We start from the raw sequence: 20,679 nt of genomic DNA on the forward strand, positions 1-20,679 counted from the left end.
CCCCCTGAATGTCTCGGCGTCACTGCGCGGCGATCTCCTCCCAGAACGGCGCCACGACCGCCGCGCTGACGCGGAGATCGAGCAGCAGGAACGGCCGGTCCTCGGGGTCGCGGGCGGCCCAGGATGCCAGGGCGTCGAGGTCGTCGGCATCCCGGACGATCACTCCCTCGGCGCCGAGGCCGCGCGCGACCGCCGCGAAGTCGACCTCGGGAATCAGCATCGGGTCGGGGTGCAGCCCCTTCCTGCCGTAGTTCAGGACCTCCGCGCCGTACTGCGCGTCGTTCCACACCACGGCGAGCCCGCGGCCGCGCGCGACGCGGATCGCGGTCTCGAGGTCGGCGATCGCCATGAGTCCGCCGCCGTCGCCCGTGGTCAGCACGATGGTCGCGTCCGGGCGGGCCACCGCGGCACCCGGCACGCTCGGAAAGCCCAGCCCGATCGACTGGTAGGCGGTGCCGACCATGAGGTTGCGGTCGGGGGAGGCCACGGGCCAGTACATGTTGGACCAGCCGAGGAAGTGTCCGCCGTCCGAGACGACGACGCGATCCGCGGGCAACAGCTCGGCGATGCGGGCCGCCGCGGTGCGCGGGTCGAGGCGGCCGTCGGGTCCGACGCCGGTACCCGGCGCCTGGCGGCGCGCGGCTTCGAGATCGAGTCCACTGCCCCACGTCGAGGGATCGGATCCGCGGACACGCAGGCGCCGCACGATCTCGCCGGCGACCTCGGCCGCGTCGCCGCGGACGTAGCCGCCGACGTGCGGGTGTGTCGCGGTGGGCGCGAGGTCGACCTGGAATACCCGCGTCCCCGGTGCGAACAGCGCCCCGAAACGCATCGTGAACTGGTTGAGGGCGGCGCCGAAGACGACGGCCACGTCGGCCTCGCGCACCAGCGCCATGGCGCCGACTGCGCCGAACCCGCCCGCGACGCCGAGGTCGCGCCCGGCGTCGGGGAACAGCCCGCGGCCGAGCGCCGTGGTGGTGGTGAGAGCACCGGTCAGGGTCGCGAGCTCGCCGAGCACCGCCCCGGCACCCGCGAGCCAGGCTCCGCGTCCGCCGAGCAGCAGCGGACGCTCGGCGGTCGCCAGGGCGTCGACGATCGCGTCGATGACACCGTCGGCGTAGGCCCCGCGCGGCGGGTGCTCCGGTGTGACGTGAGGGGCCGCGGCATCGGGGACCGGGCCCGCCTCCCGCGTCGCGACGTCGTACGGGATGCCGAGGACCACTGGCAGGCGGTACGTGAGGGCGTGCTCGATCGCGATGACGACCGTGGCGGCGGCGTCGCGATGACCCACGGTGTAGGTGCGCGCACCGACGCCGGCCGCGAGCGCGATCTGGTCGACGCCCCAGGGGCGCGGGCCCGAGGTCGGCTCGTCACCGACGATGAGCACGATCGGCGTGCGTGCCTGCACGGCTTCCGCGAGGGCGGTGAGAGTGTTCGTGAATCCGGCACCGTAGGTGGCGGTCGCGGCGGCGAGTCGTCCGGAGGCCCGATAGTGCGCGTCGGCGGCGACGACCCCGGCCGCTTCATGCCGGACGGCGACGAAGCCGGAGGCGGTGTCGCGGCCGAGGGCGTCGAGGAAGTACGCGTTGCCGTTGCCCATGACTCCGAAGACGGTGTCGATGTGGCGGGCGAGGGTGTGCGCGACGTGCGCGGAGACGGTGGGCATGACGAAGGACGCCTTTCGACACGGACGGAATGGATGCCGTATGTGTCTCGCGAATGCCCGCTACGTGCCCTTTTTTCGAGCAGCGACGCACGCCCCGTGCGCCTGACCGGGTCAGTCTAGCTCGCACGAGTCGCCACGATTCGTCGCCTCACCCACCCCGGAGGCGACGGATCTTGCTTCTCACGCTGAGGGATCGGCAGGGCGTCGGGGCGGAGCCTGGCCTTTGCGGCGACGGAGCGCGCCCACTTGTACGCGGCGTATATCGGCAGCGCCTCCCGCGCTGACCAAGAATGAGCGGGGAGACCCGCACCGACCCAGGAGGACCCATGACCGATTCGCGCGAGAGCGAACTGCTGGCATCCGTACCGACCGGCCTGTTGATCAACGGGGAATGGCGCGATGCCGAAGGCGGCAAGACCGTCGAGGTCAGCGACCCCGCGACCGGTGAGGTCATCCGCGAGATCGCCGACGCCTCGGTCGCCGACGGCGTCGCCGCGATGGATGCCGCGGCCGAGGCGTTCCCGTCCTGGGCGGCGACCCCGGCGCGCGAGCGTGCCGAGATCCTCCGTCGCGCGTTCGACCTGCTGCAGGAGCGCAAGGAGGACGTCGCGCTCCTGATGACCCTCGAGATGGGCAAGCCCCTCGCCGAGGCTCGTGGCGAGGTCGGCTACGGCGGCGAGTTCCTGCGCTGGTTCAGCGAGGTCACCGCCCACACGCAGGGCCGCTACGGCGCGAACCCCGAAGGTACCGGTCGCATGATCGTCTCGCAGCACCCCGTGGGTCCCTGCTACCTCATCACCCCGTGGAACTTCCCGCTCGCCATGGCGACGCGCAAGATCGCGCCCGCGCTCGCCGCCGGCTGCACCGTCGTCATCAAGCCCGCGACCCTCACGCCGCTCACGACGCTGTTCTTCGCGCAGATCCTGCAGGATGCCGGTGTGCCGGCGGGCGTCGTCAACGTCGTGACGACCACGAGCACCGGCCCCGTCTCTGAGCGCATCATCTCCGACCCGCGGCTGCGGAAGCTGTCGTTCACCGGGTCGACCCCGGTCGGCGTGAAGCTGCTGCAGCAGGCCGCCCCGGGCGTTCTGCGCACGTCCATGGAGCTCGGCGGCAACGCTCCGTTCGTGGTCTTCGACGACGCCGACCTGGACAAGGCGGTCGAAGGGGCGATGCTCGCGAAGTTCCGCAACATCGGCCAGGCGTGCACCGCGGCGAACCGCTTCATCGTGCAGCGATCGGTCGTGGAGGAGTTCACGCGTCGCGTCACCGAACGTGTCCAGGGCCTGAAGATCGGCCGCGGCACCGACGAGGGCGTGCAGATCGGGCCGCTGATCGATGACCGCGCGGTCGACAAGGCGAAGACGCTCGTGGGGGATGCCGTCGAGCGCGGCGCCGTGGTCACGACCGGCGGCGCGCCCATCGACGGCCCCGGAACGTTCTTCGAACCCACCGTCGTGTCCGACGTCCAGCCGGGCAGCGAGATCCTCCGCGAGGAGATCTTCGGGCCGGTGCTCGCGATCGTCCCCTTCGACACCGAGGACGAGGCCGTGCGCATCGCCAACGACACCGAGTACGGTCTCGTCTCCTACGTCTTCACGGAGTCGCTCGCCCGCGGTCAGCGCATGATCGACAAGCTCGAGACCGGGATGATGGGCCTCAACGTCGGCGTCGTCTCCAACGCTGCGGCGCCCTTCGGCGGCTGGAAGCAGTCCGGCCTCGGCCGCGAGGGCGGCGACGAGGGCATTCACGAGTACCTGCAGACGAAGTACACGCTGACGGCGAACCCCTACGCCTGACACACCGGATGCCACGACCCCGCGCTCTCGTCCGAGCGTCGGTGTCGTGGCATCCGTCTTTCTCTCACGCGTCGGCGGGGGAGGCGTGGCGGTCCAGGAACGCGAACACCTCGGCGTCGTCGACCCCGGGGAACATGCCGCGGGGGAGCGGTGAAAACATGTGCCGGTGCACGCGAGCGCTCGGCCACGCCTTGCCCTGCCAGCGTGCGGCGGCCTCGGTGTCGGGGCGGCGGCAGCACGACTCGTCGGGGCAGCGCGAGACTCCGCGCGTCGTCGTCTCTCGCCCGCGGAACCACCGGGCATCGTCGAACGGAACGCCCACGGTGATCGAGAAGTCGCCGTCCGAGGTCGTGCCCGTCTGGGTCGAGCACCAGAAGGTTCCGGCGGGGGTGTCGGTGTACTGGTAGTGCTCGGTCGTGCGATTGTGCTCGTCGAAGGCGGAGCGGGCCGAGAACTTCTTGCAGATGATCTGTCCTTCCACCGACCCGGTCACGTCGGTCGGCAGCGGAAGGCCGTCGTTCTCGTAGACGCGCGAGATGGCCCCGTCGCCGTCGACCCGCAGGAAGTGCAACCGGATGCCGAGATGCGTCGTCGAGAGGTTCGTCATGCGCATCGCGGCGGCCTCGTGCGTCACGCCGAACGCGTCGCGGAAGTCCTCGACGGCGAGGTTGCGGTCCTTCTTCGCCTGCGCGAGGAACGCGACGGAGTTCGTCTCGGGCATCAGGCAGCACGCGGCGTAGTAATTGATCTCAAGTCGTTGCTGGAGGAAGTCGGCGTAGTCGGTGGGCGGACGGTGTCCGAGGAGGCGGTGCGCCATGGCCTGCAGCGCCATCGACCGCAGCCCGTGCCCGCCGGGAATGGATGCCGGGGGGAGGTAGATGCGTCCGTTCTCGAGGTCGGTCACCGAGCGCGCCGAGTGGGGGAGGTCGGCGACGTAGATGAGCTCGAACCCCAGCTGCTCGGCCATGATGCTCACGGTGCGGTGCGTGAGCGCCCCGGAGGTGTGGCCCGCAGCTTTGAGCTGCTTCTCGGCGAGCCCCTCGATGTCGGGGAGGTGGTTGTCGATCCCGCGCATGCGCAGGCGCAGCTCGGTGTTCGCCCGCCGGGCCTCTTCGGGGCTCGCGATGGTCTCGCGCTCGCGGCGCTGCAGTTCCCGGTGGAGCCCGAGGACCGCCTCGATCGTCTCGTCGCTCGTGCCCTTGCTGACCTTGATCGCAGGGATGCCGAGCTGCCGGAAGAACGGGCTCGATTGCGCGCGCTCGAGCTCGATCTCCAGAGCGGCCCGCCGGTTCGGCGGCTCGGTCGAGAGCAGCTCGGTGACCTCGGTCTCGGTCGCGCGCGCGATCTCTTGCAGCAGCGACAGCTTGGGCTCGCGCTTTCCGTTCTCGATGAGGCTGAGCTGGCTGCCCGCGACTCCGACGAGTGCGCCGAGTTCGTCGAGCGTGTAGCCGCGCGCCACACGGTGATGGCGGATGCGGTGTCCGAGCGTGGTGAGTTCCAACGACGAGGCCATTCCTTGACGATAGCGAAAGATCGAGGATTCTTGCGTGCCAAAGCCGACGAAAGTAGGCGCCGAGAGTTGCACAGTGGAGGAAGACCACCAAATTCGCTCTCAATCGAGGAGACCGACATGGCACTCGCCGACATCTTCACCGGACGCCCCTCCGGTCGCACCGCCTCGCAGTCCCGCCCCGTGCACGGCGTCCGCCCGTCCGTCGAGGGTCCCGGACTCGCCGCCCTCACGGCCTGGGTCGATCAGGTCGCCGCGCTCACGCAGCCCGACCGCATCCACTGGGTCGACGGATCGGCGGCCGAGAACGACGCCCTCCTGCGCGACATGGTGGACGAGGGCAAGCTCGTCAAGCTCAACCCCGAATGGCGGCCGGGGTCGTACCTGGCCCGCTCGCACCCGAGCGATGTCGCCCGGCTGGAGTCGCGCACCTACATCGCGTCGGAGCGGGAAGAGGATGCCGGACCCACCAACAACTGGATCGCCCCGGCCGAGATCCGACAGACGCTGGACGGCGTCTTCGAGGGGTCGATGCGCGGACGCACCATGTACGTCGTACCGTTCTCGATGGGAGCGGTCGGCGGGCCCCTGAGTCACATCGGCGTGCAGATCACCGACAGCGCCTACGCCGTGGCATCCATCGGCATCATGACGCGCGTCGGCACCGCGGTCCTCGAGCAGATCGCTGCGGGCGCGCCGTGGGTGAAGACCGTGCACTCGGTCGGGGCACCGCTCGCTCCGGGCGAGGCGGACGTCGCGTGGCCGTGCAACGACGAGAAGTACATCGTGCAGTTCCCCGACACGCTCGAGGTCTGGTCGTTCGGCTCGGGGTACGGCGGCAACGCGATCCTGGCGAAGAAGTGCTTCGCGCTGCGTATCGCCTCGGTGATCGGCCGCGACGAGGGCTGGCTCGCCGAGCACATGCTGCTCATCCGCGTGATCGACCCGAAGGGCAAGGCCTACCACGTCGCGGCGGCGTTCCCCTCGGCGTGCGGCAAGACCAACCTCGCGATGCTCCGCCCGACAATCCCCGGGTGGCGGGTCGAGACGCTCGGCGACGACATCACCTGGATCCGCCCGGGCGAGGACGGACGCCTGTGGGCCATCAACCCCGAGGCCGGCTTCTTCGGCGTCGCACCCGGCACGGGCGAGTCCACGAACGTCACGGCGGTCGAGACGCTGTGGGGCAACACGATCTTCACGAACGTCGCACTGCGTCCCGATGGCGACGTCTGGTGGGAGGGGCTCACGGACGAGGCCCCGCCGCACCTCATCGACTGGGAGGGCAACGACTGGACCCCCGCGTCGGGTCGCCCCGCCGCGCACCCGAACTCGCGCTTCACCGTCGCGGCCGCTCAGTGCCCGCAGATCGCCGACGACTGGGAGACCCCCGAGGGCGTTCCGCTCGACGTCATCCTGTTCGGCGGCCGCCGCGCCACGAACGTGCCGCTCGTCCTCGAGGCCACGGACTGGTCGCACGGCGTGTTCCTGGGCTCGACGGTGTCGAGCGAGAAGACGGCCGCGCAGGAGGGAACGGTCGGCGAACTCCGGCGCGACCCGTTCGCGATGCTGCCCTTCTGCGGGTACAACATGGGCGACTACTTCGGCCACTGGCTGAAGGTCGGTCAGCAGCTACGCTTCGACCGCGCACCGCGCATCTTCCAGGTCAACTGGTTCCGCAAGGGTGACGACGGACGGTTCCTGTGGCCGGGCTTCGGCGACAACGCGCGGGTGATCGACTGGATCATCCGTCGCGTCGACGGTCAGGTGGAGGCCGTCGACAGCCCCATCGGCCGCCTGCCGCGCGTCGAGGACCTCGACCTCTCGGGTCTCGACCTCCCCGAGGCCGACCTCGCCGAACTGTTCGCCATCGACACGCAGTCGTGGCTGGCCGAGGCCGATCTCACCGAGAAGTTCTACGACACGTTCGGCACCCACCTCCCGGCCGCTCTTCGCGCCGAACTCGCCGCCCTCCGCTACCGCCTCCAGCGCGCGTAGCCCTCGACCCGCTCGCCCCGCCCGCCGTGTCGCGCGCGGGCCGAGCGCGAACTCGACGCCCCTCCCTGCTCTTGGCGCGCGGGAGGGGCGTCGTCCTTCGTACCAGGGAGGGGCCGGTGGACACCGTGGCCGCGGTCGCCTCGTTCCGCGAGACTGCACGCGCCTGACGAAACAGCGGCAGGCTGCAACCGAGATGTCACGCGGATGCAGTCTCGGCACACCGCCGGGCTCGCAGCCGCGACGCACGCTCACACCAGGAGCTGGTGCTTCGCGAGCTCGCGGTAGAGGGGGACGGATGCCACGAGATCGCTGTGCGTGCCCTGGCCGACCACCCGCCCGTTCTCGAGCACGACGATGAGGTCGCTGTCGACGACCGTGGACAGGCGATGCGCGATGACCAGCAGCGTGCGCCCGGTGGCGACGGCGTCGATCGCCTCACGCATGCGCTGTTCGTTGACCCCGTCGAGCGACGACGTGGACTCGTCCAGCAGGAGCACCGGGGGTGCGGCCAGCAGTGCTCGGGCGATCGCGAGCCGCTGACGCTCGCCGCCGGAGAGCATGACGCCGTCTTCGCCGACCGGGGCGTCGACCCCGAGCGGGCTGCGCTCCAGCACGTCGCCGAGGTTGACCGCCCGCAGTACCCGCTCGCAGTCGGCGTCGGATGCCTCGGGCGAGGCCAGACGCAGGTTGTCGGCGATCGTGCCGGCCAGCGTCGGGGCGTCCTGCTCGACGTAGCCGAACCGAGCGCGCAGCGCCTCGCGGGGGAGCTCGCGTGCGTCGATCCCGTCGACGAGGATTGCGCCCCCCGTCGGGTCGTAGAACCGCTCGACCAGCGAGAGCACGGTGCTCTTCCCGGCGCCCGACGGGCCCACGAGCGCGACGCGGGATCCGCGCGGAACGGTGAACGATACGCCGCGCAGGACCTCTCGTTCCGTCTCCTCGACTCCGGTCGTGGTCTCGTCGGCGGCGCGATCGAGGTGCGCCTGCGCGAGTACGGAGCGCGCCTCCTTCGCCGCGGCCTCGCGCGCCTGGACGACGTGATCGGGGTAGCGGAACCGCACGTCGCGGAACTCGATCGCCGCGGCATCCGTCCCCGCTTCGGTGGCCCGGGGCTGGTCGGCATCGTCTTCGAGGGGGAGGTCGAGCACCTCCTGGATGCGCCCGAGCGCACCGAGAGCCTGGTTGACCGACGTGATCGCCCCGATCGCGGACGCGAGCGGCTGGATGAGGAGGAACAGGAAGATCACGAACGTGACGAGAGCGGCGACGTCGATCGCTCCGGATGCCACGCGGAACCCGCCCACGCCGAGCACGACCAGCAGCGACGCCTGCAGGGCGATCCCGGCGACCGGGACGATGAGCGCCGAGACCTTCGCGATCCGAACGCCCGCGTCGTACGCCTCGGTCGCCGCCCCGGTGACCGAGGCGACCTCGCGCTCGGTCGCGCCCGCGGCGCGGATCGTGCGGATCGACCCGACCGCCCGTTCCACTCCGGACGCCAGCTCGCCGACCTTGGCCTGCTGCGCCGCGGAGGCGGCGCGAATGCGCGTGCTGAGGATGCCGACCGTCGCGATGGATACACCGAGCACGACCACGATGAGGCCGAGGAGCAACGGGTCGATGAACGCCATCGCCACGATCGCCCCGACGAGGATGAGCGCGTTGCCGACGGCATCCGCGAGTCCCTGCGTGAGGACCGCATACAGCAACGTGGTGTCGGTGCCGACGCGCGAGACGAGGTCGCCCGTGCGCCGCGCGTCGAACTCGCTGATGGGCAGGCGCAGGATCCGCGAGATGAGCCTCCGGCGGCTGGAGTAGACGACAGCCGTGCCGGTGCGCTGCAGGAGGTAGTGCTGGTAGCCCGAGATGATCGACGACAGGATCACGAAGCCGATCAGCAGCCACACGAGCGCCCCGAGCGGGACCGACTCCTGCACGCGCGCGATGACCTGGCCCACCAGAAGAGGCTGCACCAGTGTGGCGCCGGCGCCGAGGATGCTCAGCACCGCGACGACGACGAGCGCGCGCGTGTGTTCGCGCAGGAACGGCAGCAACTGACGGACGGACGCGCGCGGGCCCTCGGCGTCGCGGCGACCGCGGCGGCCACGGGCGGGAGCGGGAAGAGACATGCTCACCTCAGGAGAAGAACGGGGTTCTTCGACCGTACCCCGCTCGGCCGACGCCGGGGGACGCACCGACCGTCGCACGGCAGGAGAACGACGGATGCCACGAGGCCGGGGCCCCGTGGCATCCATTCGTCCGCCGGTGCGGGTCTACGGAGCGGTCGCTCCTGCGGCGAGGTTGTCGTCGTAGTCGACGTCCTTCGTCTCGGGCGACAGGGTCACCGCGATGAGGGTCAGCACGCCCATGACCGACAGGTACACGCCGACGAGCCACGGGTTGCCGCCGCCGGCGGCCCACAGCGCGACCGCGACGATCGGGGCGAGGGCCGCGCCGAGGATCGACGACACGTTGTACGAGATCGCCGAGCCCGTGTACCGGGTGTTCGTGGGGAACAGCTCGGGCAGCACGGCACCCATCGGGCCGAACGTCGTGCCCATGAGCAGGAATCCGATGATGAGGAACGCCTGCACGTAGACACGCGTGAGGCCGGCGTCCGCCTGCGGCAGCAGGAAGAACGCGAACGTCAGACCGAACAGGATGATCGCGATCGTGACACCGGTGAGTAGACGCTTGCGGCCGAACCGGTCGGCGAGGGGCCCGGACAGCATCGTGAAGATGCCGAAGAACACGACGCCGATGATCTGCATGATGACGAAGTCGGTGTAGCCGAACCCGAGGCCCGGCACGAAGGTGGCCGCGTCGAACTCGGTGCCGGCCTGCTCGGCCGCGGCTGCGGCGCCCTCGAGCGTCGGCTTCGTGCCGTACGACAGCGTGAAGCTCGTCATCAGGTAGAAGAGCACGTAGGTCGCCAGCATGATGAACGTGCCGAGGATCAGCTGCACCCAGTTGCGGCGGATGACCTCCCCGAGGGGGAACTTGCGGATCACGCCGCTCTTCTCGGCCTTCGCGAACGACTCGCTCTCGACGAGCTTCAGGCGGACCCAGAGGCCCACGATGACCATCACGGCCGAGAACAGGAACGGGATGCGCCAGCCCCACTCCAGGAACTCGGCGGAGCGCTGGGCGGTGCCGTCGGGGTGCGGGAGCGCGAAGTTGATGACCAGGAAGACACCGTTGGCGATGATGAAGCCGATGGGCGCCCCCAACTGCGGGAACGTGCCGTACCAGGCGCGCTTGCCCTTGGGGGCGTTCTCGGTCGCCACCAGTGCCGCGCCCGACCACTCGCCGCCGAGGGCGAAGCCCTGCGCGAGACGCATGATCAGCAGCAGGACGGCCGCCCACACGCCGATGTCGTTGTAGGTCGGGAGGCAGCCGATGAGGAACGTCGCAATCCCCATCGTGAGGAGGGATGCCACGAGCGTGGCCTTACGACCGAACCGGTCGCCGAAGTGTCCGAACACGACCGCGCCGAGGGGACGCGCGACCATCGCGGCGCCGAAGACGCTGAACGAGAGCAGGAGAGAGGTGGTCTCGTTGCCGGTCGGGAAGAAGAGGATGGGGAAGACGAGCACCGCCGCGGTGGCGTACGCGTAGAAGTCGTAGAACTCGATCGTCGTGCCGATGAGGCTCGCGGTGATGACACGCGAGCGGGGATTGGCGGGGGCCGACGACGAGCGGACGGTGGGGGAGGAGGAGGTCATGACTGCCTGACGAGAAATCGAGCGATCGCGTCCGTCGTGGGGGCGCAGCGGTGGCGTGATACGGACGCGCGGGTCAGCGCGTCCGGGCGCGCGGCGGGGGGCACCGGGTGGGACCCGGGTGTGGGTCCAGACCTTCCATTCTATGCGCCCGCCGCGGGACCCCGGCGGGCCGGTCGCGTCAGCGCCAGAGGACCGCGAGGGCGGCGTTCAGGAGCGTGAGCGGCCCCACCAGCCAGAACAGGATGGGCGGGACCGCGCCGGTGCGCTTCTGACGGGCCGATCCGATGCCGAGGAGGGCGCCGATGACGACGAGGACGACGAGCTTCACGGCGATCTTCGTGTAGTTCAGGTCGTACTCGATGCCCCACGGGGCGGCCAGGATGAGGCCCGTCACGAGCGAGATCAGCAGGCCGTAGCTCATGAGCCGCGTGACCTGCACGCGACGCGCGACGGCCTCGACGATCCAGGCGCCGAACAGGGTGGCGAACCCGATCAGGTGGATCAGAACGACGAGGTGGCGCAGGATCTCCATGCCCGTCACCCTAGGGATGCCACGCTCGCGGCGCCAGCAAGGCGCACCTCACCGGTGCGGCGAGGCGCGCCGTGCGGGACGGTTCAGCCGCGGAGGTCGCGCAGGACCAGGGCGGTGCGGAGGGCGGCGTCGGCCGCTTCGGCGCCCTTGTCCTCCTTCGAGCCCTCGAGGCCGGCGCGGTCCAGGCCCTGCTGCTCGTCGTCGAGGGTCAGCACGCCGAACCCGACGGGCTTGCCCGCGTCGATCGCGACCCGGGTGAGGCCGTCGGTCGCGGCCGACGAGACGTACTCGAAGTGCGGGGTTCCGCCGCGGATGATCACGCCGAGCGCCACGACGGCGTCGGCCCCGCCCTCGAACGCCGCGACCGCGGCGACGGGCAGCTCGAACGAGCCCGGCACGCGCACGACGCGGTACATCGCGCCCGTGGCATCCAGGACCCGCTTCGCTCCGGCGATCAGTCCATCCGTGATGACCTCGTGCCACGTGCCGGCGACGACGACGACGTTCAGTCCCGTCGCGTCGATGCCGCCGGTCTCGGGTGCTCCGCTTCCCGCCATCAGACGAGTCCTTCCTTCATGTGCGCGAGCGCGTCGCGCAGATCGTCCTCGGCGATGATGTGACCCATCCGGTCGCGCTTCGTCTCGAGGTACTGGTGGTTGTTGGGGCCGACACCCACGAGCAGGGGAACCTGCTCGACGACGTCGAGACCGAAGCCGCGCAGCTGCGCGACCTTGTCGGTGTTGTTGGTCAGCAGACGCACCCGCTCGACTCCCAGGTCGGCCAGAATGCCGGCGGCGGCGGCGTAGTCGCGCGCGTCGGCGGGCAGGCCCAGGGCCAGGTTGGCATCCACCGTGTCCAGGCCTCGCTCCTGCAGACTGTACGCGCGCAGCTTGTTGATGAGGCCGATGCCGCGACCCTCGTGGCCGCGCATGTAGATGACGATGCCACCCTCGCGGTCGATCGTGTCGAGCGCGGCCTCCAACTGGGGACCGCACTCGCACTTGAGCGAGCCGAACGCTTCACCGGTCAGGCACTCCGAGTGCACGCGCACGAGGGGGGCTTCGTCGGTGATCTCGCCGGACACGACCGCGATGTGATCGGTGCCGGTGATCCGGTCCTTGTACGCGAGGAAGCGGAACGTCCCGTGCGAGGTCGGCACGTTGGCCTCGGCGCGCAGGCTCACGCGGCGACGTGGCACCGGGGTCGCGGTGACGGGCTCGGTCTCGTTCAGGTGGGCGATGAGCTGCTCGATCGTCACGACGGGGACGCCGTCGCGCTCGCCGAGCTCCAGGAGGCCGGGCAGGCGCATCATGCTGCCGTCCTCGGCGACGACCTCCGCGATCGCGCCGACCGGCTCGAGGCCCGCGAGGCGCATGAGGTCGACGGCCGCCTCGGTGTGCCCCGCGCGCTCGCGCACGCCGCCATCGACGGCCCGCAGCGGGAGCACGTGTCCGGGGCGGATGAGGCTCGACGGCACCGACTCGGGGTTCGCGAGGACGTTGAGGGTGTGCGCGCGGTCCGCGGCGCTGATACCGGTACCGACGCCCTCCGCCGCGTCGACGCTCACGGTGTATGCCGTGCCGCGGGCGTCCTGGTTGACCTCCACCATGGGGGGCAGATCGAGGCGGTCGGCCCAATCCGCGGGCATGGGGGCGCAGACGTACCCGCTGGACCAGCGCACGGTCCAGGCCAGCCACTCGGGCGTCGCGAGCTGCGCCGAGATGACGACATCGCCCTCGTTCTCGCGGTTCTCGTCGTCCGCGACGAGGATCGGTCGTCCGGCGCGAAGGGCCTCGAGGGCCTCGGGGATGGTGGACAGGCTCATGCGGAGCCCCTCTCGGTCGATGCGGCCGCGGCCGCGGGATTCTCGGTGCTGCGGAAGGCCAGCAGGCGTTGCACGTGCCGGGCCAGGATGTCGGTCTCGAGGTTCACGGGAGAGCCCGCTTCAGCGCGGCCGAGGGTCGTCGCCTCGAGCGTCTCGGGGATGAGCGACACCTCGAGCCACGGCTCGGGGTCGGCGGCGTCGCTCACCGCGCTCACGGTCAGCGAGACGCCGTCGATCGCGATGGAGCCCTTGTCGACCACGAGCGGAGCGAGATGCGGAGGGATGCCGATGCGAACGACGCTCCACTGCGCGCCGGGTCGCACCTCGCGGACGACACCGGTGCCGTCGATGTGGCCCTGCACGATGTGGCCGCCGAGGCGACCGTGTGCGGCGGTCGCGCGCTCGAGATTGACCGCGCGACCGGGGCCGACGCCCGCGAGCGTAGACATGTCCAGGGTCTGCTTCATCACGTCGGCGGTGAACCAGTCCGGTCCCTGGTCGACGACGGTGAGGCACACGCCGCTGACCGAGATCGAGTCGCCGTGGCCGGCATCCGACACGGACAGCGGCGCCGTCACGGTCACGCGCACGCCGTCGCCGGCGGGCTCGACCGCGGTGATCTCGCCGATCTCTTCGACGATTCCGGTGAACATCAGGATTCTCCCTGGGTGTCGTGGACGGGACGGGCGACGACGCGGATGTCGTCGCCGAGGATGTCGATGGATGCCACCCCGAGCCGCCGCGCGGACGCGATATCCGGCACGCCGAGGTCGCCGAGCGCGAGGCGGGAGCCGCCGAGAAGGACGGGCGCGACGTAGACCAGCACCTCGTCCGCCAGCCCTTCGCGCACCAGGGCGCTCTCCAGGGTGGGCCCGCCCTCGACGAACACGGTCTGGATGCCGCGCCCGCCGAGGTCGTCGAGGACTGTGGCGAGGTCGCGGGTCGGGAAGAACAGGGGGGTGTGCGGGTGGCGGTGGACGGCGGCGTCCGCGGGGATCTCGGTCTCGCCGACGATCACGGGGATCGGCTGGTGCTCGAGGAGCGTGCCGTGCACGTCGCGAGCCGTGAGCGCGGGGTCGTCCGCGAGCACCGTGCCGGTTCCGGCGAGGATCGCGTCGGCGGCCGCGCGGCGCGCGTGGACGTCGCGGCGGGCTTCGGGACCGGTGATCCACTGGCTGGAACCGTCGTCCGCGGCGGCGCGCCCGTCGAGGCTCTGCGCCCACTTCACGGTCACGCGGGGGCGGCCGGTGCGGTGCAGGTGCACCCAGTCGCTCACGAGCGCGGTCGCAGCCTCGCGCTCGGGGCCCGCCTCGACGTCCACGCCACCGTTGCGGAGCCGGTCGGCCCCGCCGGAAGCGGCATCCGTCGGGTCGTCGAGGGCGTACACGACGCGCGCGACCCCGGCCTCGAGCAGGGCGACCGCGCAGGGCCCGGTGCGTCCGGTGTGGTTGCAGGGTTCGAGGGTGACCACGGCCGTCGTGCCGCGGGCCTCGCCGGGCGCGAGCTTCGACAGCGCGTCGACCTCCGCGTGGGGCGTGCCGGCGCCGCGGTGGTACCCCTCGGCCAGCACGTCGCCGGAGGGGGAGAGGATCACGGCGCCGACCTGGGGGTTGAGACCGCGGGGGCCGTTCCGCGCGAGACGCAGCGCGCGGCGCATGGCGTCTGTTTCGGCGGCGGATGCCATTTCCCTGTCCTTCCCCTCATGAACGGGGCAGGAGCGCAGGGTGGCGCGGCGCGGCGCGCCGACCGTGCTGCCTCCTATCCGGACTAGAGGAGATCGCTCACCTCATCACCGTCGGTCCCGGAATTCCACCGGCTCGGCCCCACCGCCGGAGCGGAAGGGTTCGCGGACTGTCACCGCCGGTTCGGATTCGCACCGACCCCGGAGCACGTATTGCTTGGTCGAAGTCTAATCAACACCGCCGACACGGATTCATTCCCACCGACGCGGGGCGAAACCGTGCTATTTGAGCAAGCGCGACAGGCGCCGATCAGCGAGGATCTTGCCGCCGGTCTGGCACGTCGGGCAGTACTCGAGCGAGTTGTAATCGAGGCGCATTTGCGCCCTACACTACTTATCGAGACGGGAGCGACGCCGGTCAGCGAGGATCTTGCCATGGGTCTGGCACGTCGGGCAGTACTCGAATGTGCGATATCCCGCATCCTCCGACGCGCGATCGGCAGGTGAGACATGGGACGAATCAGCAGTGCGAACCCGAGGGGTTCCGTCGTTACGTCGCCTGGGCATGCTGCTATCTATACGCGCATCTCCGACGATCCGGAAGGATCGGCCCTGGGGGTTGCGCGACAAGAGCAGGACTGCCGCGACCTCGCCGCAAGATTGGGCGTGCGCGTAGTCGAGGTATTCACCGACAACAACGTGTCGGCCTCCACCAACTCCACGAAGGATCGACCCGCCTACGACGAGTTGCTACGACGTGCGCGTGCGGGGGAGTTCAGTCACGTTCTCGCCTACTCGAACAGTCGTCTCACCCGTAGGCTCCGCGAGACCATCGACCTCATCGACCTCGCCCGGCACAACGGGGTAGTGATCAAGACCGTCGCATCGGGCGAGTTCGACCTCAGCACCGCGGACGGCCGCGCGACTGCGCTGACCCTCGCCACGTGGGATCAGGCGGAGGCGGAACGTGTGGGTGAGCGAGTCAAACGCGCAGCGACCCAGCGTGTCGAGTCCGGGCGTTGGCACGGTGGCGTACCTCCATTCGGGTTCGGCAAAGAGAACAAGACCCTCGTCGTGAACGACCGTGAGGCATCGCTGATAAGCGAGGCGGCATCCCGCGTGCTCGACCAGGACGAGACGCTGTACAGCATCGTGAAGGACTGGAACGCCCGTGGCGACCTGACTCGTAAGGGCTCGTCCTGGAAGCACAGCGTCATCAGGAACGTCCTCAACAACCCGGCATTGGTCGGAACGAATTCGGCGGGCGTGGAGAACTGCTGGACGCCGATCCTGGACCGACAGACTTTCGAGCGTCTGACCGAGCGTCTTGCGCCGGACTCTGCGCGACGCACGAACCTTCTCGGAGTCAAGTCATCGAAGCACGCGCTCGGGGGAGGGTTGGTCGTCTGCGCGCGGTGCGAGAAGCCTCTCTATCCGGTGGCCCGTCAGGGTGTGCGGACCAAACTCGTGTGCCGCGCATTCGCGAACGGCGACCACGAGAGTCACCCGAAGCGTGACAACGGATCGAGCGAAGGACGAGTGAGCATCGACGCCTCCGCGCTGGAGACCTATCTCTTCGAGAGGTGCCTCGCTCACCTGGACGACGATGCGTTCTGGGACGACATCAAGCGCAAGCGCGAGACCGCCGACAGCGACAGGGCGAGGCTTCGTGCCGAAAGAGACGCGCGCCAGGGTGAGCGCGACCGCGCCGCGCGGGCATTCATCGCCGGGATTATGAGCGAGCGTGATGCTCAGAGCGAGGTCGCACGGCTGGATTCGGAGATCACTCGGCTCTCCGAGCAGATCGACCGCGCGCACGGCGGGCCGACTGCCCGCGACGTGTGGCACGAGCGGCGCGAAGTCCTCGACCGTTTCAAAGACTGGACCGCTAGCGAACGTCGGCTGTTCTTCCGAGCGCTCATCGAGCGCGTATCTGTAGGTGACTGGCCGTCAGGCCTTCCGACAACGACCCTGCCTCGGAAGAATGAGGCGCCTCGCGCGTTCGAAGATCGTCGCGCCGCGTTGACGAGCGAGGCTATGCGTCAGCGAGTCAGCATTGAGTGGTCAGACTGACCCGTAGGTGGTACTGTCGTGCAACTGCTAGAGCCGCAGCCCAAAGGCTCCATAAGGACTCAGAGCATTCGCCATGCTCCGGGTCCTTTTTGCGTTCCCGGAGCCCAATTGAGGGAGCCATCGTGGCCAGCAATTACACCGAATTGGATCTGATCGTCGAAGTTCTGGACGAGGGAGACGGTCGATACGGTCTCCGGGTCCAGACGTACTGGGTTGAGGATCTGCACGACGAGGTCTATACAACGGCAGAGACACTAGCTGACGCTGCTGCTGAGGTGGTCCGAACGGCCATTCTCAAGGGTATGGCCGACCGCAGCTCAAGTGTCTGGGTGCGTTATTCAGATGGCAAGGCGTTCGAGGTCTGAGATGACGACGTCCTACGGCTTCGCCAACGTTGCAACGTTTCGCCAGAAGCTCCTAGCGAGCCCAGCCGACCGGCGCGGGGCCTCGCGCCGGTCCCCCGCACGAGTTCCTCTGTGCCCGGGCGGCGATTGTCGGGACCGGCTGCCAATGATGCGCGATGTCGGACGTTCTACATAGGGTCTGAACATGACTAGCGACTCCGAGAACGGATCGGATCTGCTCCCAAAAAACGCCCGGAATGTGGTCCGGTTCCTGCGCCGAGCCAGCGGTCTGGCGGCCCGAGTTCGAAAAGAAAAATTCATGGAGGGTGGCCTCAGCGAGCTCATGGACTTGCAGGAGTCGATCTTCAAGTTGCAGGTAGACGTTCAGGCGGAGATATCCGAAGCAAAACGCGGTCTCTCGAAGGACGCCGCGAGCTTGCACTACGTCAGCGAGCTGCGGAGGCTCCGAAAACTCGCGCGGAAGCTGGGTGATGCCGCCGCGTGGACCGTTCTACTTCTAGATCGCCAAGTGATCCACTCACTTCGTGACAACCAGGCGGTTCCAATCCCTTCTCGGTTCGACAACCACCACCGAGCGATGTTCGATTTCGTCCACTCGATGATAAGCCGCGAATGGGGTATACCAATCGTGCACGACATCACGGACATTCTCCGGGTTGGGGATGTCACATACGTTCGGCCGACTGGGCATCAGGATCCGCTGGCTCAGTACGCGACGATGGAGTTGAAGATTTCACCGGGCGTACCGGTCGAGGGGTCTGACGACAAGCTGCTCGAGTACTCCGTACAAGTCCACTCCATCACGAAAGAGCCGATCGCGCAGCCAGCGCACGTCGTTACAACTGAACCGACTCCGGCTGCGGTGAGGCGGCAAGAGCTGCAAGCGCGACACAACAGTCCACGCATCGCGCGACAGCTCCAACGCATGCGAAACGCAGTGGATGGCCAAGCTGCTGAGTTCTACAAGATGAGCAAAGTCGGGGATGCGCACGTATTTACGGTGAGAACGGAGGGCGACCCGGAACCACATTGGAACCTGCTGCGCCGAGCTATGAGACAAGCGCGAAGTCAGGGAAACGCCTCATTCTCGCTAGGGGGTTTTGTCTCCTACACGGTCGTCTACAACGCTGCGGGACTGACTGAAACCGACTTTCAGCCAGAGTCGATGGTGGCCAGTATCAAGGAGATCATGCCCAGCGCGAGGCGTACAGGAAGAGACAACCTCACCGTGCAGCTCGTGTCCGAGCCGCGTGACGACGACAAGCACTTGCCACACGTTGTCCTTCCGATGTTCCTCTGGGCTGTTCCGCGTCGAGCGATAGACGACATGATCCGTTTCCGGATGGTCGTCACTGCTGCCTGGAACATGGGGGCGCTCGCGGAACTGATCGAAGCCGAGGGCATGGAGGTCCGTCCGAGTCCTACCGGAACTGACCCTCGGAATTATGGAGTCGTCGTGCCACTCAAGTGGGCGGACGGCGCGGGTGAATACCATCTCGGGGTTCCGTGGGACGACGTGATGCTCGCCGTGCGCGAGTTCCGCGGACCTGAGGCGGTACTGGCTCGGCTCCGCGCCGCTCGGGACATGACCGAGCATGTGAGCCTTACCGAGTTCATCGAGCAGTCGGATACGGTCGGGGGCGGTGGGAACACGTCTGAGAACGTCAACGATGCCGGTTGACGATGCAACGAATGACTACGCGACGCACGTCAAGCGCAATGCGCCACGCGCGCTTCTCGCGCTCCACCTCGGACGTCGCGATATCGCCTCGCGTGGTTCCTTCGATGTTGTGAGATGCGCTCAGGATGCCCGCTGTACGGCTCTCTTCGCTGTGTCAGCCGTGTAATAGGCGTGCTGCACTGTGGACTGCGACCACAGCCCGCCTCGGGCGCTCGGAACGCCGTCCTGATTGAGTCGGTCCGCGATGGCTCGGAAAGTCAGTCCCCGCGTGCGAGCGCTCTTGATCCGCGTCACCACAGAACGAGGCACCTTCGACGCCGCGCCGGGAATGATCCCGCGCTCGCGCTTCGCCACGGCCAGCGCCTGCTTGGTGCGGTCGCTGATCGTGTCGCCTTCCCACTCCGCGACGGCGATCAGGATGTGCGCCACGAGCCGGCCTGTCGGCGTGGTCATGTCGATTCCCACATCAAGGGCGACCAATCCCCACGGCTTCACCTTCTTGCCTCGCGGTCGCGTTGCGCGTCGAAGGATGTTCCCGAAGTCCACGACGGACCGAGACAGTCGGTCGAGCTTCGACACGACCAGCGCGTCAGCCTCGCCGCGGTCGAGGCGTGCAAGTGCGTCCGTGAGGCCGGGACGGTTCGCGTTCTTGCCCGTCTCGCCCTGATCGACGATCCACTCGACTTCCCAACCGCGACGTTCGGCCTCGCTCGCGATGGCCCGTCTCTGCACCTCGATGCCGTAGTCCTGGTCGCGCGTCGACACGCGAAGGTACCCGATTACCTTCATGAGCGACGTCCTGGCAATATCACCTCATGCACGCAGATCAACTCGAACAGCTGCAGGAGATTGCAAAGCGCATCAATGCTGAGCTTCCATCCCTTCACGCGGGAACAGTGGTGCATCGAGACGCCCAGGGCGCGAAGGTATTCGGAATCCGCATGGAGATCATTTTCAGTCTCAGCGCGAGGATCGACAGCCAAGACCTCGTCGCCTGGCCCATTCGAAATGCCTGGTCCTGGCAGGTGATAGCCGACACGAGCCGGGGAGACGAGGTGGTCGCCGAGTCGCCTCGCCCGTTCTTGCCGCAGCGAACGGCCGTCGAGGCTTCGGTCGCCGAGCTCCTTGTGCACCAAGCTCTGATTACGGTCGTAACCCAGGCCTCTAGGCTTTCTTCGGAACCGCGCACGCCGTCGACCGATCAGCTCCAGCGAGATCTGAATTCGCGGCACGTCGAAATCTCGAGCGCACTCTATGCCCTGCACGAAGCACGTATGCAAGCGGTGAGTGCGGCGAGATAGCTCCTCAGGCATGATCGCCATCGATTAGGCAGTACAGGTCGCCCTCCACATGCTGAACGACAGCCCCGCTCACCGGGTGCGCAGCGGTCCACAGGTAGTCACCCTCTTCGAAGTCCACGCTCCACCCCGCGCTCATCAGCGCCATCGCGAGCGTGTCGTCCGCTCCGCCAGGGAAGAACGCCTCTCCGCTGCTCGGTGGCTCGAACCGATCGAGGATGGTCTTCAACCCGGCAAAGGTGCTGGGCTTCTCCGCGCGCACCGTCGCCAGGGTGTGGTCGTACAGCTTCCAATAGCCATCGAGGCTCATAGTCTTTCCATCCTTGTGTACAGTCGAAGATATCTTCGATATTCGGATAATCGACCACGTATGCCCCTGCGTCAACTTTCATTCCAACGAATGTGAGTCAAGCCTCGCGACGCGCCACGGAGAAAATCCCCAAACGCGCTCAGAACTTCCCATGGGACAGGACAGCCGATTCTCGTGAGACTTTCTTGTGTGAGCGAGAACAGAAATTTCCCACAG

At 68.4% G+C, this 20,679-nt stretch carries 17 protein-coding genes, 1 pseudogene and 1 riboswitch; of the genes and pseudogenes, 7 read left to right on the top strand and 11 right to left on the bottom strand.

Features of this window, described 5'->3' with window-relative positions; translation table 11 throughout:
* Positions 1-19 precede the first annotated feature (19 nt).
* Positions 20-1,666 (bottom strand): thiamine pyrophosphate-binding protein, encoded by a 1,647-nt coding sequence (locus tag D8Y23_RS08810; protein WP_128217783.1) that lies wholly within the window; start codon positions 1,664-1,666, stop codon positions 20-22.
* A 326-nt stretch (positions 1,667-1,992) separates the two neighbouring features.
* On the opposite strand from D8Y23_RS08810, the gene D8Y23_RS08815 reads away from it, so the two are divergent.
* Entirely contained in the window at positions 1,993-3,465 is a 1,473-nt protein-coding gene (locus D8Y23_RS08815; protein WP_128217784.1) for an NAD-dependent succinate-semialdehyde dehydrogenase, read from the top strand.
* A gap of 64 nt (positions 3,466-3,529) precedes the next feature.
* Here D8Y23_RS08815 and D8Y23_RS08820 read toward each other — a convergent pair whose 3' ends face one another.
* The gene (locus tag D8Y23_RS08820; RefSeq protein WP_128217785.1) at positions 3,530-4,978 is read right to left on the bottom strand and encodes an XRE family transcriptional regulator; all 1,449 of its coding nucleotides are present in this window, start codon (positions 4,976-4,978) and stop codon (positions 3,530-3,532) included.
* A 117-nt stretch (positions 4,979-5,095) separates the two neighbouring features.
* Between D8Y23_RS08820 and D8Y23_RS08825 the strand changes: the two genes are divergently transcribed.
* Positions 5,096-6,973, top strand: coding sequence for a phosphoenolpyruvate carboxykinase (GTP) (locus D8Y23_RS08825; RefSeq protein ID WP_128217786.1), 1,878 nt, complete (start codon positions 5,096-5,098; stop codon positions 6,971-6,973).
* Positions 6,974-7,221: 248 nt separating this feature from the next.
* Here the strand turns inward: D8Y23_RS08825 and D8Y23_RS08830 are convergent, their stop codons facing one another.
* The 7 genes from D8Y23_RS08830 to ribD all read right to left on the bottom strand — a co-directional run bounded on the left by D8Y23_RS08830 (position 7,222) and on the right by ribD (position 14,739).
* Positions 7,222-9,102, bottom strand: coding sequence for an ABC transporter ATP-binding protein (locus tag D8Y23_RS08830; protein WP_128217787.1), 1,881 nt, complete (start codon positions 9,100-9,102; stop codon positions 7,222-7,224).
* A 144-nt stretch (positions 9,103-9,246) separates the two neighbouring features.
* Positions 9,247-10,698, bottom strand: coding sequence for an MFS transporter (locus D8Y23_RS08835; protein ID WP_128217788.1), 1,452 nt, complete (start codon positions 10,696-10,698; stop codon positions 9,247-9,249).
* A gap of 178 nt (positions 10,699-10,876) precedes the next feature.
* Positions 10,877-11,230 (bottom strand): Fe-S protein, encoded by a 354-nt coding sequence (locus D8Y23_RS08840; RefSeq protein ID WP_128217789.1) that lies wholly within the window; start codon positions 11,228-11,230, stop codon positions 10,877-10,879.
* 83 nt (positions 11,231-11,313) lie between these two features.
* Positions 11,314-11,787, bottom strand: a complete 474-nt coding sequence (gene ribH / locus D8Y23_RS08845; RefSeq protein ID WP_128217790.1) for a 6,7-dimethyl-8-ribityllumazine synthase — start codon at positions 11,785-11,787, stop codon at positions 11,314-11,316.
* Complete coding sequence (gene ribA, locus D8Y23_RS08850) at positions 11,787-13,055, bottom strand: GTP cyclohydrolase II (RefSeq protein WP_128217791.1); 1,269 nt, start codon at positions 13,053-13,055, stop codon at positions 11,787-11,789. Before ribA ends, ribH begins: the two co-directional genes overlap by 1 nt.
* Positions 13,052-13,708 carry a riboflavin synthase gene (locus D8Y23_RS08855; protein ID WP_128217792.1) on the bottom strand — a complete coding sequence of 219 codons (657 nt, stop codon included), beginning with the start codon at positions 13,706-13,708 and terminating at the stop codon, positions 13,052-13,054. Before D8Y23_RS08855 ends, ribA begins: the two co-directional genes overlap by 4 nt.
* Complete coding sequence (gene ribD / locus D8Y23_RS08860; protein ID WP_128217793.1) at positions 13,708-14,739, bottom strand: bifunctional diaminohydroxyphosphoribosylaminopyrimidine deaminase/5-amino-6-(5-phosphoribosylamino)uracil reductase RibD; 1,032 nt, start codon at positions 14,737-14,739, stop codon at positions 13,708-13,710. Before ribD ends, D8Y23_RS08855 begins: the two co-directional genes overlap by 1 nt.
* A gap of 61 nt (positions 14,740-14,800) precedes the next feature.
* Positions 14,801-14,949: riboswitch (FMN riboswitch) on the bottom strand.
* Between the two features lie 297 nt (positions 14,950-15,246).
* Here ribD and D8Y23_RS17305 point away from each other — a divergent pair.
* The 4 genes and pseudogenes from D8Y23_RS17305 to D8Y23_RS08875 form a co-directional block, all read left to right on the top strand.
* A pseudogene (locus tag D8Y23_RS17305) lies at positions 15,247-15,747 on the top strand (recombinase family protein); the annotation flags it as partial.
* A 63-nt stretch (positions 15,748-15,810) separates the two neighbouring features.
* Complete coding sequence (locus D8Y23_RS17095; RefSeq protein ID WP_240663843.1) at positions 15,811-16,809, top strand: recombinase family protein; 999 nt, start codon at positions 15,811-15,813, stop codon at positions 16,807-16,809.
* A gap of 122 nt (positions 16,810-16,931) precedes the next feature.
* Positions 16,932-17,174: a hypothetical protein gene (locus tag D8Y23_RS08870; protein WP_128217795.1), complete on the top strand. Its 243-nt coding sequence runs from the start codon at positions 16,932-16,934 to the stop codon at positions 17,172-17,174.
* A gap of 184 nt (positions 17,175-17,358) precedes the next feature.
* The gene (locus tag D8Y23_RS08875) at positions 17,359-18,855 is read left to right on the top strand and encodes a hypothetical protein (RefSeq protein ID WP_128217796.1); all 1,497 of its coding nucleotides are present in this window, start codon (positions 17,359-17,361) and stop codon (positions 18,853-18,855) included.
* A gap of 120 nt (positions 18,856-18,975) precedes the next feature.
* Here D8Y23_RS08875 and D8Y23_RS08880 read toward each other — a convergent pair whose 3' ends face one another.
* Positions 18,976-19,644: a recombinase family protein gene (locus D8Y23_RS08880; protein WP_128217797.1), complete on the bottom strand. Its 669-nt coding sequence runs from the start codon at positions 19,642-19,644 to the stop codon at positions 18,976-18,978.
* Positions 19,645-19,670: 26 nt separating this feature from the next.
* On the opposite strand from D8Y23_RS08880, the gene D8Y23_RS08885 reads away from it, so the two are divergent.
* Positions 19,671-20,156 (top strand): hypothetical protein, encoded by a 486-nt coding sequence (locus D8Y23_RS08885; protein WP_128217798.1) that lies wholly within the window; start codon positions 19,671-19,673, stop codon positions 20,154-20,156.
* Between the two features lie 4 nt (positions 20,157-20,160).
* Here the strand turns inward: D8Y23_RS08885 and D8Y23_RS08890 are convergent, their stop codons facing one another.
* Entirely contained in the window at positions 20,161-20,463 is a 303-nt protein-coding gene (locus D8Y23_RS08890; RefSeq protein ID WP_128217799.1) for a hypothetical protein, read from the bottom strand.
* Between the last annotated feature and the right edge of the window lie 216 nt (positions 20,464-20,679).

Source organism: Microbacterium enclense (assembly GCF_004022425.1).
In the GTDB taxonomy this organism is placed as follows: domain Bacteria; phylum Actinomycetota; class Actinomycetes; order Actinomycetales; family Microbacteriaceae; genus Microbacterium; species Microbacterium enclense_A.